We start from the raw sequence: 18,357 nt of genomic DNA, 5'->3' as shown, positions 1-18,357 counted from the left end.
ACGTTCCTATTTATTCAGATTTTTTCGTTCCCAGTACTGAAGGGCCATGATGGTCTTGGCATCGCAGATGTCACCGTTTTGCAGCAACTGATGTGCCTCCTCCAGACTGACTTCAAAAAGTTCCAATGTTTCATCCTCGTCTTGGGGACGAGGGTTTTCGACCTTTGTTAAATGGCTGGCGCTGTAGAGCTTGATTTTTTCATTGCAAAAACCGATGGCAGAGTAGAAATCATAGACCAACTCCAGTTGTCCTGTGTAGCCGGTCTCTTCTTCTAATTCTCGGAGGGCAGCCGCTTGAGGATCTGTATTCTCTCCTACCTCAAGCTTACCAGCTGGAATCTCGTAAGAAGTCGCTTCAATCGCCTTGCGGTACTGCTTAACTAAAATCATCTTATTTTCTGGGGTGATAGCAATTATAGCCACCGCGCCATTATGAAAAATCAAATCCCGTTGGGCTTGACCCTTGCCCTCTGGCAACTCTACCTGATCCTGAACCACTTTAAAAATCGGTCCCTGATAAATTTCCGTCCGTTGGACGGTTTTTTCTTCAAATTCCATGACTGAACCTACTTATTTTGAGGGTGATGAGGAAGACGCTTAGCATAATCTTCCTTGTTAATCTGACGACCACGTCCCAGAGCAATGGCATCTGCTGGTACATCCTTCGTAATGGTAGAACCCGCACCGACCAGTGAGTTATCACCCAGCTCAACTGGAGCAATAATGGTCGAGTTGGAACCAACAAAGACATTGTCACCAATGATAGTCTTGTACTTCTTCTGACCATCATAGTTGACCGTAATCGTACCCGCACCAAAGTTGACATTAGCACCAACTTCAGAGTTTCCAATGTAGGTCAAATGACCAGCCTTGGTATTTTCTCCGATTGACGATCCTTTAACTTCTACAAAGTTTCCGACATGGACATCCTTGGCCAGACTAGAACCTGGACGAATGTGAGCATAAGGCCCGACCGTCACTCCATCTGCTACACTAGACTCTTCAATCATGGAGTTGGTGATAACGGTCCGCTCTCCAATGACAGAGTCTACGATGTAGGTACCATTGGTCAGGATAGTCTCTGCCCCAATCTTAGTCTGACCTTTCAAGGTCACATTTGCTTCAACTTGAACTTCAGGCGCAATTTCCACATCCACATCAATATAGGTCGCATGAGGATTGACAAAGCTGACACCGTTGACCATATGCTGCTGGTTAATCCGACGGCGCATGACACCCTCAGCTGTAGCTAAAGCCACGCGGTCATTAACCCCCAGACTTTCATCAAAGTCTTTCAGCGTATAAGCACCTACTTTTTCACCATTCTCGCGGAAAATGCCAATCACATCTGTGATATAGTATTCGCCTTGAGCATTATTGGTATTGATGTTTTTAAGAGCTTCAAAGAGGCGGGCATTGTCAAAGACGTAAGTTCCCGTATTGATTTCCTTAATTTGCTGCTCAAAGTCAGAAGCGTCCTTCTGCTCAACAATTTTCAAAACTTCGTCGTGCTGGTTGCGAACGATACGGCCATAGCCGAAAGGATTATCTGCTTCTGCTGTCAGGATAGTCGCAACATTCTTGTGGTTGATATGGAAGTCAATCAGATTTTTCAGGCTTTCTCCTGTAATCAAAGGAGTATCGCCAGCAATGACCAGCGTCTGACCTGTCAGATTTTCCAAAACAGGCTCGGCCATCATAACGGCATGCCCCGTTCCCAGTTGCTCGGTCTGACGGACAAAGTCTGTCTGACCTGCCAAGACTTGCTCAACTAGCTCTGCCTTGTGCCCAACAACTGTCACGGTCTTTTCTGGATCAATGGCATTGACACTGCGGAAAACATGTTCCAGCATGGAAATCCCTGCAACCTTGTGCAATACCTTTGGTAAATCTGACTTCATGCGAGTACCCTTACCCGCAGCCAAAATAATCGCGTAATTTGTCATCAATTATCTCTTTTCTGTAGGATATCACCTTTATTATATCACTAAAAGGTAATTTTTAAAAATTTAAAATCAAGCCATCCCCTTAAAAATCTGCAACAAAAAACTTTTGCACAAAAAAATCAGCCTTTAAACAGCTGATTTTGCTTCTTTTTCTTTGATTTTCTTTGGAAGATGGACTTTTGCCTTGCCATAGTCCTTGAAGACAGCCCGCTGCTTGAAGTAAATCAATTCTCCATCTAAAGCTGTATCTTCATCCAAATCCATAGTCATATCAATAGAGCGAATGGTCCGAGTCTTAGGGTCAACCACAAAGGCAACCTGACACTTCTCAATATCGATGGTCGTATCATAATGTTCATCATTATAAGCATAGTAGAAGGCATCGATAAGGTCATAGGCCAAATCACCTTCTGCTATCACCAAAAACTCATAGCCCCCGTCCACTTTTTTCTTAGTCAGTTCTGACTCATTATCTACCATGACCTGCAGCAAAGCCTTAAAGGAGGATATGCCCGAATAGCCATCAATATGTTTCCGGGAGTCGGTGTCATCAATGGTCTCAAATCCATCCTTTTCTTCCAAGTACATCCGATCTTCGCTGAAATAATGGGTCAGTTCTTGATCATCATAGGTTTCGTAAAGCTTAGCTAAATAAGGTGAATCTGAAACAGTCAGCTGTTTAACCGTCTTGGCTTTTCTTTTTTTGTAGCCTTCTAGATAGGTCGACTCAGACAGCCGATCCATGTAAAAACTATCATGATCGAATTTTTTCAAAGATGCATCCACTACAGCCGATAGCTTAAAGCGGGATTCAAGAGCTTCTGCGATTCCTCCAGGCTTAAAGTAAGTATAGAGAAAGGTTCCGCCAATCAGTACAAAGCAGACACAGCCGTAAATGATAAAAAAATGAACCTTCTTCAAAATCAATCCTCCTAGAAGCTTTCTGTCGTTTTATAGCTTTTATTATAAGCTTTTTTGGACCTATTTTCAATCTTTTTCAGAAACGGTCTTTGAAGACTGTAGCGGAAGAAATGCTAATTGGTTTTTCAAACTCTCAAAGTCATTGCCAAATGTATCTACAAGGCAAGTAGCTGTCCTGAAAATTCAGTTCTCCATTTTCCTTAGCATACAAACAGAAATCATCATCTAGCTTTTCCGACTTTACAGCCTGAATGATATCTTTTAAGAAATAGGTTTGGTTTTTCTTCATTACTTTCATGTTCTGACTGGCTACTTCAAACTCCAGCCGCCGTCAATTTTGATAATCTCACCCTGCATAGCAGCTGCCTTGCCACTGGCTAGAAAGAGGCTAACATTAGCTATTTCCTGAGGGTCTAACCAGCGCTTGATCGGCGTTTCCTCAGCAACCCAGTCTGCCAGTCCGTCTGGCTCAAAGTCGGCGGCAGTCATAGCTGTCTTGACAGCGCCTGGCGCCAAGCCAAAGACTTGGATATTTTTATCCGCATAGTCTAAGGCTATCTGCTTGGTCAGGCCAGCCAGAGCATGCTTAGAGGCTGTATAGGCAGCACCGCCGCCGCCAGCCAGAAAGCTAGCAATCGAGCACATATTAATGATGATACCAGACTTTTTCTCCAGCATTTTCTGCAGATAAAAGCGAGTGATTTTCATGGTAGCGGTCAGATTGAGCGCAAAAATCTGCTCCCAGTCCTCGTCGCTGGTCTCGTGCAGGGGACGATAATCGTCCAAAATACCTGCTGTATTGCAGAGAATATCCACCTCGGGCAAGCTGGTGAAGAGCGGTGTCAAATCCCCTGTCAAATCCATCTTGACAAAACGAAGCTCATTGAGAAAGCCAGGATTTTCATCCTTGTCCACCCCATAAACCCGGTAGCCATTTTCCAAAAAAGTCAGAGCCTGAGCTCGGCCGATGCCTGAGCTAACTCCCGTCACCAGTACTGTCTTAGTCATCTACTTCCACCCAATCTGTCGCGAGCACATCGCAAGGAGTCGGACTCCACATGGAGAAGCCCTCCCCCTCACCAGAAACATTGATGAGGAAATAGGGTGTCACCTCGAGAGCCACCCCATTCTGCTCAATCGTGTCAAAGAGCTGGACGTAGTTCTCTGCCCCGCCCCAGCCTGTACGCACATATTTTTTCTTGGCCTTAAGGCCAGGTAAAATCTCTTCAAATGTCATGGTTTTCTCCTTTTGTTTATTGGTAATCTTTGACAAATTCCCTACTAGCCGCCAGTAGTCATAAGTATGTTGAACAACTTTTTCTTGACTGTCAACAAGTTTTTCTGTTGCTTTGCAACAAAGTCTAAAATTAGGTGTTTTTCTCCATCTCCACAAAGAGATGAATATCACCATTGCTTTCCTGCGGGATGCGCCTCACCACTTCAAAGCCCATGTTGAGATAAAGCTGCTGGGCTCGGTGATTGAAGTCAGCCACGGATAGAATTATGACTCGGGGCGCAAATTTTTCCATGATAAAGTCCAGAATTCCCTGCAGAAATGCAGCGCCCTGACCTTTTCCACAGTGCACCGGCTTCATCCCCAAACCAAGCTCCAAAGTGCGCTCTCCTTTCTGCTCCAAGCAGAAAAATCCATAGAGTTCCCCATCGCGCATAACTTGATAATAACGGTCCCCACGCGCTTCAGGAGAAACCATTTCTTCATAATCCTCCAGGTCATTTTTCATGTCATAAAAGTCATAAGGTACCTCATAATGCCAGTCCTTGGCAATTTCCAAAGCATGATGCTGGGTTAGTGGTTCAATTTTATTGCTGATATTTTTTCACCTCCTCAGGGTGGGCTTCTCGCCATGCTAAATAGTCATCAAATGACTTGATTTGTGTTTTCTCACCTGTTGCAGAATCTGTCGCATACACCTCCATCACATCCTGTCCCTTAGGTGCAAACCAATGCAAAAGGTTGTCAAACCATTCTTTCTGATTATACTGCTCAGGCCGGAAATAAAGTTGAGTCATATCCTTCATATTCTTAGCCACTTCTGGATAAAGCTGAGCAAAATTGGTATCGGAAATATCAATTTTATTTCGATAATGATAATCATCTGGCATAATAGCTCCATCACTTTCCCAAAGATGGTGCTTAGCTAGCTGATTTTCCAGACTATCAGAAAGACCACCTGGAAGAAAACTCACTTCATTTCTATATGGATCATCTTTTATCGTAGAAATTATTTTCGCCTCTATATCTTCCGTACTTAGTTTTTCTTTCTCTACATCAAACCAAAATTCTTTCTCACTATAACTATGATTTTGATAACTCCTTAATTCTCTAGAAAAATAATCTTTCCCGTTCCCATAGTAGTCAGTCAGCACTTCGTCATTACGATATCCCTCAGAGGGATTAATAAAAGAATATAAATCTATTTCCTTTTTATCTAGCTCAGTACTGTTTAAATCATAGCTAATGATTTTATAAAATTCATCTTTTTCAATTGGCGGAGATTCTTGACCTGATTTTACATCAAGTGAATGGACAGCTATGGTTGAAACATAATTTTGTCCATAGTAAATATGACCATAATTATCTTTCTCCCCTACAGCAACCAATACAAACTTATTATTATCGAAAAGCTGAATGCTTTTGAATTTTGTTTCTTGTCTATTGACATAAACTTTAGTATTTATTCTAATAACCCATAAGGTGAGCAGACCTAAAGCTCCCAACAAAAGAATACTCAATAAAACATACACTATCTTCTTTTTTCTCATGACCGTCTATTTTTTTCTCCTTAAATTCTCTAAAATTCCCAATAAAATCGTTTCTGGTCTGCTTTTTCACTGCAACCAAGGCTGTGGTAAAATTCATGGGCTGCGGAGCGGGAAATGCCTGAATTAATCCGAATTCCTGTGTAGCCTGCTGCTTTTCCCTCTTCACGCAAAGCTTGCATCAGCGCTCTGCCATGTCCCTGCCCTTGAAAATCCTGAGCGACGGCCAAAGCCAAGAGATTGAGCAAGGACGGGAAATAGAGACAGTCGTAGCTAGCAGCATGAGCATAGCCTATGACCTGACCGTCTTCTTCAACTACCAAAATCAAATGCTGGTCATTCTCTAGTAACTTTTTCAGTTGAGCCTTCGTCGCTTCCCTATCGAAATCGTAGCCCAGACACTCATCATTGAGCCGCTGAATGGCTGCAGCATCTCTTAGTTTTACTTTACGAATCATCTGTCACCTCGTTCTTCTCTTTATTATAGCAGAAAAGCAGTCTCTTTGACTGCTTTCAATGAACTATTCTCCTATCTGTCCCTTCAACCAAGACTCCGCCTCTTCTAAAGGCTGGTCTGTTAGGACATCGGGCTGAATTGCCTCATTCTTATAAAGCTTGCCCGTGCGATCTAGGATACTCGAGGTAGTCAAGAGCAAAACCGCTCCATCATATAGTTGATAATAATTATTTCCCGTAGTATAGCTTGCCGTTGGCTGACCAAAAATTTTAACATTTTCAAGTCCCTTAAAAGCTAAAGCAGTCATTTCTCCTGAGCTTCCTGTACGTTCATTGGTAAGGACGGCTATTGGCACTTTCTTTGCTTTATCATCAGTCTGCTCCAAACCAAGCTGTTTCAGAATATCTGATCGAGAAACCGCGCTCTTGCTTCCATTTTTTTCAATGAATTGGAAGAGGTCTTCATCAGGCAGAAGAGAGGATAGTCCAGCAAGCATCGGATACATATTCCCGCCGGTATTATCTCTCAAATCCACAAGAACTGCCTGATAATCATCCTTTTTAAGAGCTGCTGACAGTTTCTTGGCATAAGTCTTCGCCGCTTGTGCATCACCGGTAAAAGCAGGAACTTTTAAATAGAGAATACCCTCCCGATTCTGCACTTCAGGCTGATTTTTGCTTTCCGGACTATTTTCGGGATTATCCTGTGGACTTAAAAAATAAGAATGTTTCCCGCCAGCCTCTTTGGTTAATTTTTCCAAGACAGGATAGGTATCTTGATAAGTCTTGGCAGATTCAAGTTTCTCTAAGGCTTTCTTCTTCTCATTTTCCCAATCTTTATCCGTATAAAGACCGAAATCAAGCTTTTTCACGACCGAGCGAGCGTAGTCTTGCGGACTAGGCGGAAAAAGAAAAATGCCATAGTCTGGACCAAAGTAGGCTAGAAAACCTATTAAAAGAGCAAGCAAAACCAGTACTGTCCCCAAGCAACCTAAAAGGACTTTTTTCATAATTGCACAACCTTTCTTGTGAGGATTTCTGAGCTAATTGTAGCAAAATAGAGACACGTTTTCCATGTCTCTACCTTACATTTATCATCGTCAATCTTACATTTTTGTAAGATTATTTTATTGAAATCTACAAATGCTTATTTCCATCTCTCACTCTTGGAAAATGCAATCATCAAACCAGATCCAGCCAGAACTGCCAAAATAACAAGACAGATATTTTTCAGTGGATAGAGCCAGTCTTTATTTTCCTCATGCCAAGTTGTCTTCCAAAGCCGAACATACTCAGCATGCATATCTTCAGGCTGGTTCAGTTGAATATTGATCACAATCGCCAGTAAAATCAGGGCGATAAAAGCAAGGGCAAAGAGCCAGATTTTCTTCTTTTGGCTTAGATTAAGGTTCTTCATACTTTTCTCCTTCTATTAGTTCAAATTCTATCTCTTTGTCACCATTTACTTCTATACCTCTGAAAAATATAGATATAACGATAAAAATAATTAACAAGAGAAAAAATCTAGGCTGAATAAAAAACATTATAAATAATATCCCACTCGACAAAACCCCTGTTATTAATAATTGACGAATACTAAATCGTTTCATTTACCACACCTCTATTCCGTTTGGCAATTTTTTAATAGGAACTTTTGATCTTGCTTTTCCAATCAAGCTAAGTTTGCAACCTTTTTTATTTAGAAAAAATTCAAGCCGTTTCTTTCTATAATACTTTACAAGAAACATAGCAAGAACCATCGATCCTATTGCCACACCAATATTTACAAGACCAGTTCCGATATTCATCGGTCGATTTATTGGCCCAAAGAAAAAATTTAGCGGAATTATTTTTCTCAGCATTCTAGCCAAGATAAGACCTACGGAAGTTCCTGCAATAGCAGGTAGATTATTTGATTTGTTTAAAAATGCAGTATGCGGTTCGAAAGAATAGTCTGTTTGATAAACCTTTCTAAAACAGCCACAAGAAATTGTTCCATTTCTCTCCACGAGATATTCCTGACCATTATCAGAAATTATTAAGAACCATCCGAGAAAAGTTTTTTTATTATTCAAAGATATATTATAGCATCGGCCTTTTATACAATTTTTCTTCATAAAACTCTTTCTGCTTTGTTTATATTTCCCAAGTTTCTACATTTCAGCTTCTCAACCAATCTCTTCATCCTACTCATCTTTTAAAGCGATTTCTGAGTTCCTATAACCATAAAATCCATAGATAAGACTTCCCAGCGCTAGGGCAATGCCAAAGGCCTGCCAGGTTTCCTTGGTATACTGGGTCATGAAGGAGAGGCAGATAATAATGGATAAAATCGGTGTCAGAGGTACTAGAGGTGTTTTGAATTCTCCAGCTTTGGGCATTCCTTGATCTTTCCGCAATTTCAAGACAGCCAGTGCCAATAAAATCAGATAGGCCAAGGTACAGATATTGAGGAAAGAGGCGATGCTAGCCAAGGGGAAGATACCAGCACAAACAGCTGAGGCAATCCCTACTAAAATCGTTGCATTCTTTGGCACCCGACTGGTCTCTGTCAATTTTTTGAAAGAGCGAGGCAAGAGACCATCACGCGCAATACTGTAAATCATCCGCGACAGGGCGTAGGTCATGGAGATGCAGACCGTAATCAGAGTCAAAATAGCGACGACAGAGATATAGTTAGCTGCCCAACCAAGTCCGACGCTGCGCAGGGCAAAGGCCACCGCATCTGAGACATCCAGCTTGCTATAGTGGACAACCCCAGTCAAGACCAAGGTCACCAAAATATAGAGAATGGTCACGATGCTCAAGGACAAAACAATCCCGCGCGGAACGTTCTTTTGGGGCTCCTTGATTTCATCGACCGCCATAGAAATGGACTCAAAGCCCAGAAAGGCAAAAAACATAAGTGATGCCCCGGCCATGATACCGACCTTGCCGCCATAAATTTCTCCAAAACCAAAAGGTGCAAAGTTAGACCAATTTTCTGGCTTGATAAAGAAAAATCCTGCAATGATAAAGAGTGCCAAGGCTGAGAATTTCAAGACCACCAAGGCAGAGTTGAAGCGCAGGGCTGCCTTTGAGTTCAGAAGGACAACCCCTGTAACAAAGACCAAGACCAGAATAGGCAGCAAGTCCACATAAGTACCTGCTTTTGGATTGAAGGTACCATTCAGAGCTTCCGGCAGCTGGATACCAAAGCCGCTCAGCAATCCTTTCAGATAAGAGCCCCAGCCAGAGGCAACACCTGAGATAGCGGTCATGAACTCCATGATGGTCAGCCAACCAGCCAGCCAAGCAGGAAATTCTCCCAGAACCGCATAAATATAACTGTAAGCTCCGCCATTAGCCGGAATCCGTGAGGCAAACTCAGCGTAAAAAAGGGCCGAAATACTAACACAAAGGGCTGAAATAACAATCGAGACAGTCAGAGCTGGACCAGCATATTTGGCTGCCCCAGTCCCTGTGATGGTGAAAATCCCAGTTCCTACCATGGCTCCAATACCAAGCAAAATCAGATCTGGAATTTTCAAGTGACGGCGCATGCCCGTTCTATCCTTACTGGCATCTTTTTTTCTAAAAATATTCATCTATTCTTATTCTCCTAATTGCATTAACGCCCTATTTTATCATATTTCCTCCCTTTTAGGAATCTTTCTCAGAAAAATACCGAAAAGAAAGGCTGAGAAAAATCTCAGCCTAGGTCTTTAAAATAGATGAAAGATATATAGAGCCTGTTTCTGCTATCACATAGCCACAATTTTGCGATAGCTGCGAGAAGTAATGAGAAAGACACCAACATATACTGCAATAAATAGAGCGCAAACACCGAGAGTCACTACTAACATAAGTGTGGCATTCAGCACCCCTAAAGCAGATAAAATCAAGCTCAGCATGTGATAGGCAAAAGCCAAATGAAGAAAGGCAAAGATTAGGGGTAGGAAGAAGACTATCAGAATCTGCCTACGAATCGTTTTCTTAATTTGTTTTTCGTCCAATCCAACCTTTTGTAAAATAACAAAGCCTTCTCGATCTTCATAGCCTTCAGAAATCTGCTTGTAGTAGATGATAAGAACAGTTCCAAGCATAAAAACGATTGATAAGAAAATTCCAATAAAGAACATACCGCCTAGCATTCCTTTTATTTCTTGCTTATCAAAGGCTGTCACAGAGCCATAAATAGCTTGATTTTCAGGTAATGTGGTATTAAAACTGCTTAGCTTTTCTTGGTAGGCTTCTTTGAGTTTTCTCTGTTCTTCTTTTGGAAGCTTGAGATTTAATCCTCCATAATAGTTAACATTGACAGCGTAATCGTTCATCAATGAAGAAAAGATTTGACTCGGATTTTTAGCTACCATATAGATTTTTTCAGGCACTATCATATTCATCGGATCGGGTATATTACCGAAAACGAAATCTTCTTTTAATTTTCTCTTGATTTTTAAATTTTTATCAGCTAGCTGTAAATCTTTTTTGCTATCTAGTTCCAGTCCTTGCTCAAATATGGCTACTTCATCATCTTTAAGCTGAAGATTTTGACCCGTCATTCCTTGATAATCACTCTCAGAAATGGCCAAAATATAAAGATTTGGAGTGAATGATTTCTGTCCCTTAGAATAAATATCTAGCTGATTACCAGCTCGGCTTCTAACTCCTATCGTATAATACTGGTAAATAACTTTTTTACTAATCTGCAGCTGCTGCTCTTGAACAAACTCTGTCAAAGCTTGATCCAGCACCTCACCTGTTATTTCTTTTCCTTGGATACTGAAATCATGCGGGAACATGGCATTCTGCATATAATCACCACCAGCATAAATGTTAGCTCCACCAGATAAGGTAACCAGAACCATTGTCGACAAAATAGAAATCGTCGCTAAACCGATTGCATTTTTCTTCATTCGAAAAATTAGATTAGATACCGAAATCATGTTATCAGGCTGATAATAAAACGTCTTCTTCTTTTTCAAAAATTGCAAGAAAACAGTTGTTCCTGCATTAAAAAGCAGATAAGTCCCTAGAATAACAAAAAGTACGGCCACGAAGAAAATGATAATGGCTGCCATCGGATTAGATACACCTAAAGCAAGATAATAGCCAAAAGCGAGAGAAGACATACCAATAATAGTTTGCAAGAGTAAAAAGCGACTCTTTTTCTCTCCGCTATTTTTTTCTTTGACTAATTGTAGAGCATCAAACTTTCTTAAGTAAAAGCCATTTTTAATCAGCAAGCAGAAAAATACAAAAGCATAGAAAATGATAATCAATACCAATACAAAAGGTTGAAATGTCGAAACCAGAACCACCTTGGTACCCATGAGCTTGAGCAGAAAGGCATAAATCAGCTGGTCAAAGAGTACACCAATAGTCAGCCCCAAGCTCACAGCCACTAGGCCGAAAATTAGCAGCTCAATAAAGGTCATAACAAAGAGATGGCGTTTATTGAGCCCCAACATGCCGTAAAGCCCTAGCTCCTTGGAGCGATTCTTCATGACAAATTGATTGGCATAAAAAACAATAATTCCAGCTGTGATGTTTACAATAACGACCCCAAGGACCAAAACAAAGATAATAGAGCTGGCACCTGTCATTTTGGATAGATTGGGATTAAAAGCCAAGGAGTTGAAAATATAAGAAATGGCTACAGCTACACAGGTAGCCAGTGCAAAGGGATAATAGAGACGACGGTTCTTAATCAGATTGGATACCGCCAATTTTGCTGCTAATCGAAACACTAGTCCTTCACCTCACTTGCCATAACTGTCAGAGTATCAGAAATCTCTTGGAACATTTGCCGCTCAGTCTTGTCGCCGCGGAAGATTTGATTGTAGAGAATCCCGTCCTTGATGAAGAGCACCCGCTTGGCGCGGCTAGCCGCTGCTGTTGAGTGAGTCACCATGAGAATAGTTTGACCTCGTGCATTAATGTCGTCAAAGACATCTAGCAGGGCTGCTGAAGACTTGGAATCCAAGGCTCCCGTCGGCTCGTCCGCCAGCAGAATCTCAGGATCTGTGATAATGGCCCGAGCTACTGCAACCCGCTGCTTCTGGCCACCGGAAATCTCATAAGGAAACTTCTCTTGCAGCTTGTTAATCCCCAGTTCGTTGCAGGTGGTGACCAGCTTTTGCATCATCTCGGTAATGGGACGGCGAGAGAGCACCAGTGGCAGGAGAATATTATCCTTGACCGACAGGGTATCCAGCAGATTGAAATCTTGAAATACAAAGCCTAATTTCTCCCGGCGGAAGCTGGAAGCCTGACTATTTTTGATGGTTGCCGTGTCAGTTCCGTTGAGAAAGACGCGGCCCTCAGTCGGCTTGTCCAACATGGCTAGGATGTTGAGCAGGGTGGATTTCCCGGAGCCTGACTCCCCCATGATGGCGACATATTCGCCTTTTTCTACTGTAAAGTGAATGTCTTTCAAGGCCTCTACTTGGCTGCCCTGAAAGCGGGTTTTATAAATTTTTTTCACATGCTGTACGTCTAATAATGTCATACTCGAACCTCTTTCTTATTTAACTTGATACTACTATCATACCGGAAAGACAGACAAGTTTCCATAACCTAATCTTTCATTTTGCCTGCCAATCTTACATTTTTGTCATCTTGTGCTTCAAGTCGGATAAAGAGAAAAGCCAACTGACCTTTCTCTTATCCTTAAATACTGGAATCTATCAGTGACTGTACTGCAGCCAGAAATAATATTGACTGGAAGCGCAGCCTAGGCGTGTCTTCTCGATTTCTTCCTTGGAAATCTTTTGAGCTTTAGGTTTATTTTGACGATGGTTAAAAAGATTGATTTTCATAGCAAGCCTCCTTCTTGAAATCTGATTATTAGTTTGGAAGACGTTTATCTTCTTTTTCTTTACACTTATAGGATACCGAATTCCCAGACTAGCTGCCATAAGATAACCTTTCATTTTAGCCTTTAAACTTACATTTTTGTCACTTAGAAAAATAGTTTTCGATTTCCCTTAAACTGCGTCAATAGGCCTAAATTCACCGATACCTATCGGCTTCTTTCATCAAGCGCATAAAAAAACAAGCGCCAATGTTCATTGACACTTGTTTTCTGTTTTATTTTTTGAAACGGATCCCGAAATAAACCCCACAACCAACTATCAGAATCAGACCGAAAGCAAGTAGCGTAAAGCTGATTTCTGTACCTGTGAAAGGCAGAATTTTCTTCGTCTTCCCCTTATCTCCAGGTTTATCTTGGTCTTTTTCTATTGGTTTATCTTGATTTGATTTTTTCGGATCTGGTTCATCTGTTTTTTTAGACGGATCCTTGTCTGGGCCAGTCGGTTTCGTTTGGTCAGTTACGACTAACGTCCCATCCTTGTATTCTACTGTATTTCCATCAGCATTTACAACTGTTACTGTGCCATCAAGATTCACTTGGAACACAATGTCGGTAACAGCTAGGTAACCGGTTGGGGCTGCAGCTTCATGGAAGGTATATACTCCAGGAGCTAATCCAAGCTCATGCGATGTATTTGCTTCTGAAGTCCATTTCGCTACAGGATTGCCAGTTGCCTCTTTGCCTTGGAAAATTTGAATCTCTGCACCAGCAATTTCAGTACCGCCGAGGTTGATCTTGCTGAAGGTCACCTTACGTGGAAGATCATCGTCTTTATCCGTTACTGTAACAGTTGAGCCGTTTATTACGACCTTGTTGTCTTCACCCTTAGAGTCTTTCTCGCCAACGTTTGTCACTTCCACTGTGCCGTCTTGTTTGACTTGGAAGGTGATGTCGGTCACTTTGAGGTAACCGGTTGGAGCGGCTTCCTCATGGAAGGTATAAGTACCTGGAGTCAAGTTCAATTCTTTAGACTTACCAGCTTCAGATGTCCAGCTTTCAACGGCTATACCTTCAGCTTTATCGCCCTTGTAGATCTTGATCTGAGCACCGGCGATTTCTGTACCTCCAAGGTTGACCTTACTGAAAGTTACCTTACGTGGAAGATCATCATCCTTATCGGTCACTGTAACAGTTGAGCCGTTTGTTACGACCTTGTTCTCTTCACCTTTAGAGTCCTTCTCACCAACATTTGTCACTTCTACTGTGCCGTCAGTTTTTACTTGGAATGTGATGTCGGTTACTTTGAGGTAACCGGTTGGGGCTGCTTCCTCATGGAAGGTATAAGTACCTGGAGTCAAGTTCAATTCTTTAGACTTACCAGCTTCGGATGTCCAGCTTTCGACTGCGTTTCCTTCAGCTTTCTCGCCCTTGTAGATCTTGATCTCTGCACCGGCGATTTCTGTACCGCCGAGGTTGACCTTGCTGAAGGTAATCTTACGTGGAAGATCATCATCCTTATCGGTCACTGTAACAGTTGAACCGTTTGTTACGACCTTGTTCTCTTCGCCCTTAGCGTCTTTCTCGCCAACGTTTGTCACTTCTACTGTTCCGTCAGTTTTTACTTGGAAAGTAATGTCTGTTACTTTGAGGTAGCCGGTTGGGGCTGCTTCCTCATGGAAAGTATAAGTACCTGGAGTCAAGTTTAATTCTTTAGACTTACCAGCTTCAGAAGTCCAGCTTTCGACTGCTTGGCCTTCAGCTTTTTCGCCCTTATAAATCTTGATTTCAGCACCAGCGATTTCAGTACCGCCGAGGTTGACCTTGCTGAAGGTCACCTTACGTGGGAGATCATCATCCTTGTCAGTCACTGTAACAGTTGAACCATTGGTCGCAACGGTGTTAGATTCACCTTTAGAGTCTTTCTCGCCAACATTGGTCACTTCCACTGTACCGTCTTGTTTGACTTGGAAGGTGATGTCGGTCACTTTGAGGTAACCTGTTGGAGCCGCTTCCTCATGAAAAGTATAAGTACCAGGTGCCAAATTGATTTCCTTAGACTGATTAGCTTCAGAAGTCCAGCTTTCTAATGCTGTACCTTCAGCTTTCTCGCCCTTGTAGATCTTAATCTCAGCACCAGCAATTTCTGTACCACCAAGGTTAACTTTACTGAAAGTAATGGCTTTCAGACTATTGTCCTCTTTATCTGTTACAGTAAGAACCAAGCCATTTGCTTCAACAGAATCTGTTGCGCCTTTAGCATCAACTGTAATGGTGCCATCAGAATGAACTGTGAATTTTATATCTTCTACAGCTACAAATCCAGCAGGAGCAAGGCTTTCTTTCAGAGAATATGTCCCTGGAGCTAATTTTACTACCTTAGATGCGCTGGCTTCGGATGTCCACTCTGCAAGAGGCTTAGCTTCAGGACGAATCCGACTGCCTTTGTAGAGTTTCAATTTCGCCCCTGGGATTTCCTTCCCGTTTGGATCTACTTTCTTGATGGTCACATCACGTTCTGAGTCGTCATCCTTGTCTGTTACCTTCAAGGTTGCTCCGTCAGTCACAACCTTATTGTTTTCTCCTTTGGAGTCTTTCTCACCGACATTGGTCACTTCCACTGTACCGTCTGTTTTGACTTGGAAAGTAATGTCAGTAACTTTAAGGTAACCGGTTGGAGCTGCTTCCTCATGGAAGGTATAAGTACCTGGTGCCAAGTTGATGTCCTTAGACTGATTAGCTTCGGATGTCCAGCTTTCTACTGCTTGGCCTTCAGCTTTGTCTCCCTTGTAGATCTTAATCTCTGCACCAGCAATCTCAGTACCGCCGAGATTGACCTTACTGAAAGTAATGGCTTTAAGACTATTGTCCTCTTTATCGGTTACAGTAAGAACCAAGCCATTTGCTTCAACAGAATCTGTTGCTCCTTTAGCATCAACTGTAATGGTGCCATCAGAATGAACTGTGAATTTAATATCTTCTACAGCTACAAATCCAGCAGGAGCAAGGCTCTCTTTCAGAGAATAAGTTCCTGGAGCTAATTTTACTACCTTAGATGCGTTGGCTTCGGATGTCCACTCTGCAAGAGGCTTAGCTTCAGGACGAATCTGACTGCCTTTGTAGAGTTTCAATTTCGCACCAGGAATTTCCTTCCCGTTTGGATCTACTTTCTTGATCGTCACATCTCGTTCTGAGTCGTCATCCTTGTCTGTTACCTTCAAAGTTGCTCCGTCAGTCACAACCTTGTTGTTTTCACCTTTAGAGTCTTTCTCACCGACATTGGTCACTTCCACTGTGCCGTCATGCTTGACTTGGAAAGTGATGTCCGTAACTTTAAGGTAACCTGTTGGTGCTGCTTCCTCATGGAAGGTGTAAGTACCAGGCTCCAAATTGATTTCTTTAGACTGATTAGCTTCGGAAGTCCAGCTTTCGACTGCTTGACCCTGCGCTTTGTTGCCTTTGAAAATCTTAATTTGAGCACCAGCAATTTCAGTACCACCTAGGTTAACCTTGCTGAAGGTAATGGCTTTAGGACTATTGTCCTCCTTGTCGGTAATCGTCAGAATTGAACCCGCTGCTTGAACGGTATCTTCTGCTCCTTTTTTCACAAGAGCAACAGTTCCATTAGCACCGACAGTAAATGTGATATCTTCAACATATTGATAACCAACAGGAGCGTTGGCTTCAGTCAAAGTATAGGTACCTGGAGACAGTTTTATTACTTTAGAAGTATTTTCTTCTGAAGTCCAGTCTGCAACAGGAGCTTCTTCCTGTTCAACATGATCACCTTTATAGATTTTTAGTTCCGCACCAGGAATTAATTTTCCGTTTGGATCTACCTTTTTGAAGGTTATATCCTGCTCGGTTACCGTCTTCTTATTGACGATTTCACGCGATACAGATTTGTCTGATCCAAAATCCTGGGCACCAATCTTAATTTCCTCAGTTAATTTATCATATCCTGTAGGAGGAGTCACTTCACGTATGGTATAATCATCACGCAACAAGTCACCCAAGTTGGCATTCCCGTTAGAATCTGTGGTTAATTTCCCGACAACTGCACCGCTCCGATCACGAACAACTTCAAATTCAGCACCTTGCAGATTTTCACCATTTTCATTGACCTTATGGAGCTTAATAGTGAAAACATAGCCTTCTCCAACACCGCCGGCAATTTGATAAGAGCGATTTTCAGCTGATGTCGTTGTTTGACCACCGTTATAGGTCATTGTAGCACTATTGGAAACACGCTCACCATCAACAAGATCGTAATCTGCTTTTGTCTTATAGTCCAGCAAATACCCGAAACCATCCATGTCGCCAAGGTCGATCGTGAATCCATCACCAGCAGCATTTTCCGTGATTTTTGATTGGAAATTAGCTGTCACGTCTTCTGTTGAATCCCGCACCCAATCTCCATTATTCCAGCGCCAAGCAATTTTATAGACCCGAATTGAGTCTCTCATGATTTTAAAATTAGGCGAGGTAATCTTGTCAGTTATCGTTACATCGGTATAATGCTCCATATTGCGGTTAATCGCAATATTGTAATGAACTTCGTTCTTACCGTCTTCTGCTGCCTGATAAGAGCTCTTCTCAATTTTTGAGTCATATCTTTTGGGTGGTCCATTATAATGGACGATTCCCGGATACAACATCCGACCTCCTACGGTAAATCCACCATTCAAGTCACCTTCTTGTCTCACAACATCATGGTCAACTCGTGCATAGAAGAAGAATTCTCCTTGGACACCAGACTTTTGCTCAACATAATTTGTATAGGTCAAAGTAATGGTCTTGTTGGTTGAATCCAAAAATCCATTTGCCACTACGTTATCCGAGCTGTCCTTAAGTTCAATAGCTGAAGAGTTCCCAAAAGCATACTCAGAAGGCAAGGTGATTTTTGTCGTATCTCCTTGATGTACTTGGTTATCCGGCAAGACAAACTTTGCGTAAACTCGAAAAGTTTCCCATATATCAATTCCCTGCGTCAAATCACCACCCGAAGAATTCTTCAGGCTCATCTCAGTGATAACACCACCAAACTCAGCTGCTTGCACCTGAGTAAGAGGAGCAACTGATGGCAAAATGACTCCTAAACAAAGAATAATAAGGTGGAGCAATGCTCTAATCCTTTTGTTCATGCAATTTTCCTTTCTCACAATATTCAGTTTTAAATGTACAATGTAATTGTATACTAACTGAGCTTCCCCATCTTGTCAGTGCTCACTTTTTAAAAGCGAACATTTATAGATACATTACATCTACATTTTATCATACTATAAGAAAAATGGCTATACACAAAAGGAGATTTTTTTAACATTTGTTTACCTTTTTGTCATTTAGAAGAGGTGGACGATTTATATGGTTCATTCGCAAATCAAACCACTATTGTTAGGGTCAATTACGTCTGACAATCAATGTCCTCAATAACATAGAAAAACCGGAAAAAGTCCA

At 41.9% G+C, this 18,357-nt stretch carries 17 protein-coding genes; all 17 read right to left on the bottom strand.

What is annotated here, in order from left to right:
• Window positions 1–6: 6 nt before the first annotated feature.
• A complete protein-coding gene (locus HMPREF9378_RS10000) occupies window positions 7–558 on the bottom strand; it encodes an NUDIX hydrolase (protein ID WP_002913314.1) in 552 nt (183 codons plus the stop codon).
• Between the two features lie 8 nt (window positions 559–566).
• Window positions 567–1,946, bottom strand: a complete 1,380-nt coding sequence (gene glmU, locus HMPREF9378_RS10005; protein WP_002913313.1) for a bifunctional UDP-N-acetylglucosamine diphosphorylase/glucosamine-1-phosphate N-acetyltransferase GlmU — start codon at window positions 1,944–1,946, stop codon at window positions 567–569.
• Window positions 1,947–2,072: 126 nt separating this feature from the next.
• Complete coding sequence (locus tag HMPREF9378_RS10010) at window positions 2,073–2,867, bottom strand: hypothetical protein (RefSeq protein ID WP_002913312.1); 795 nt, start codon at window positions 2,865–2,867, stop codon at window positions 2,073–2,075.
• Window positions 2,868–3,176: 309 nt separating this feature from the next.
• Window positions 3,177–3,875: a 3-oxoacyl-ACP reductase gene (locus HMPREF9378_RS10015; protein ID WP_002913309.1), complete on the bottom strand. Its 699-nt coding sequence runs from the start codon at window positions 3,873–3,875 to the stop codon at window positions 3,177–3,179.
• Window positions 3,868–4,104, bottom strand: a complete 237-nt coding sequence (locus HMPREF9378_RS0110815) for a DUF2829 domain-containing protein (RefSeq protein ID WP_002899859.1) — start codon at window positions 4,102–4,104, stop codon at window positions 3,868–3,870. The genes HMPREF9378_RS10015 and HMPREF9378_RS0110815 overlap by 8 nt, the downstream gene beginning before the upstream one ends.
• A 130-nt stretch (window positions 4,105–4,234) precedes the next feature.
• Complete coding sequence (locus tag HMPREF9378_RS10020; RefSeq protein WP_032908745.1) at window positions 4,235–4,699, bottom strand: GNAT family N-acetyltransferase; 465 nt, start codon at window positions 4,697–4,699, stop codon at window positions 4,235–4,237.
• Window positions 4,689–5,651, bottom strand: a complete 963-nt coding sequence (locus HMPREF9378_RS10025) for a hypothetical protein (RefSeq protein ID WP_002899857.1) — start codon at window positions 5,649–5,651, stop codon at window positions 4,689–4,691. Before HMPREF9378_RS10025 ends, HMPREF9378_RS10020 begins: the two co-directional genes overlap by 11 nt.
• Window positions 5,652–5,680: 29 nt before the next feature.
• Complete coding sequence (locus HMPREF9378_RS10030; protein ID WP_002913307.1) at window positions 5,681–6,106, bottom strand: GNAT family N-acetyltransferase; 426 nt, start codon at window positions 6,104–6,106, stop codon at window positions 5,681–5,683.
• Between the two features lie 63 nt (window positions 6,107–6,169).
• Window positions 6,170–7,114, bottom strand: a complete 945-nt coding sequence (locus HMPREF9378_RS10035; RefSeq protein ID WP_002905996.1) for a S41 family peptidase — start codon at window positions 7,112–7,114, stop codon at window positions 6,170–6,172.
• Between the two features lie 137 nt (window positions 7,115–7,251).
• Window positions 7,252–7,521 (bottom strand): hypothetical protein, encoded by a 270-nt coding sequence (locus HMPREF9378_RS10040; protein WP_002913305.1) that lies wholly within the window; start codon window positions 7,519–7,521, stop codon window positions 7,252–7,254.
• Window positions 7,508–7,714 carry a hypothetical protein gene (locus HMPREF9378_RS10045; RefSeq protein WP_002913303.1) on the bottom strand — a complete coding sequence of 69 codons (207 nt, stop codon included), beginning with the start codon at window positions 7,712–7,714 and terminating at the stop codon, window positions 7,508–7,510. The genes HMPREF9378_RS10040 and HMPREF9378_RS10045 overlap by 14 nt, the downstream gene beginning before the upstream one ends.
• A complete protein-coding gene (locus HMPREF9378_RS10050) occupies window positions 7,715–8,179 on the bottom strand; it encodes a hypothetical protein (protein ID WP_223330907.1) in 465 nt (154 codons plus the stop codon).
• 111 nt (window positions 8,180–8,290) lie between these two features.
• Complete coding sequence (locus tag HMPREF9378_RS10055; protein ID WP_002913300.1) at window positions 8,291–9,691, bottom strand: amino acid permease; 1,401 nt, start codon at window positions 9,689–9,691, stop codon at window positions 8,291–8,293.
• 156 nt (window positions 9,692–9,847) lie between these two features.
• On the bottom strand, window positions 9,848–11,836 hold the full coding sequence (locus HMPREF9378_RS10060) for an ABC transporter permease (protein ID WP_002913296.1): 1,989 nt from the start codon (window positions 11,834–11,836) through the stop codon (window positions 9,848–9,850).
• A complete protein-coding gene (locus tag HMPREF9378_RS10065) occupies window positions 11,836–12,597 on the bottom strand; it encodes an ABC transporter ATP-binding protein (RefSeq protein ID WP_002894797.1) in 762 nt (253 codons plus the stop codon). The genes HMPREF9378_RS10060 and HMPREF9378_RS10065 overlap by 1 nt, the downstream gene beginning before the upstream one ends.
• Window positions 12,598–12,775: 178 nt before the next feature.
• On the bottom strand, window positions 12,776–12,907 hold the full coding sequence (locus HMPREF9378_RS11805; protein ID WP_260468825.1) for a hypothetical protein: 132 nt from the start codon (window positions 12,905–12,907) through the stop codon (window positions 12,776–12,778).
• Between the two features lie 271 nt (window positions 12,908–13,178).
• Window positions 13,179–18,044 (bottom strand): SpaA isopeptide-forming pilin-related protein, encoded by a 4,866-nt coding sequence (locus HMPREF9378_RS10070; RefSeq protein WP_002913292.1) that lies wholly within the window; start codon window positions 18,042–18,044, stop codon window positions 13,179–13,181.
• Between the last annotated feature and the right edge of the window lie 313 nt (window positions 18,045–18,357).

The sequence above is a fragment of the Streptococcus sanguinis SK1 = NCTC 7863 genome (genome assembly GCF_000194945.1).
Lineage (GTDB): Bacteria > Bacillota > Bacilli > Lactobacillales > Streptococcaceae > Streptococcus > Streptococcus sanguinis.
The sequence above is the reverse complement of the archived record's forward strand: the minus strand, read 5'-3'. Positions and strand labels throughout refer to the sequence as shown.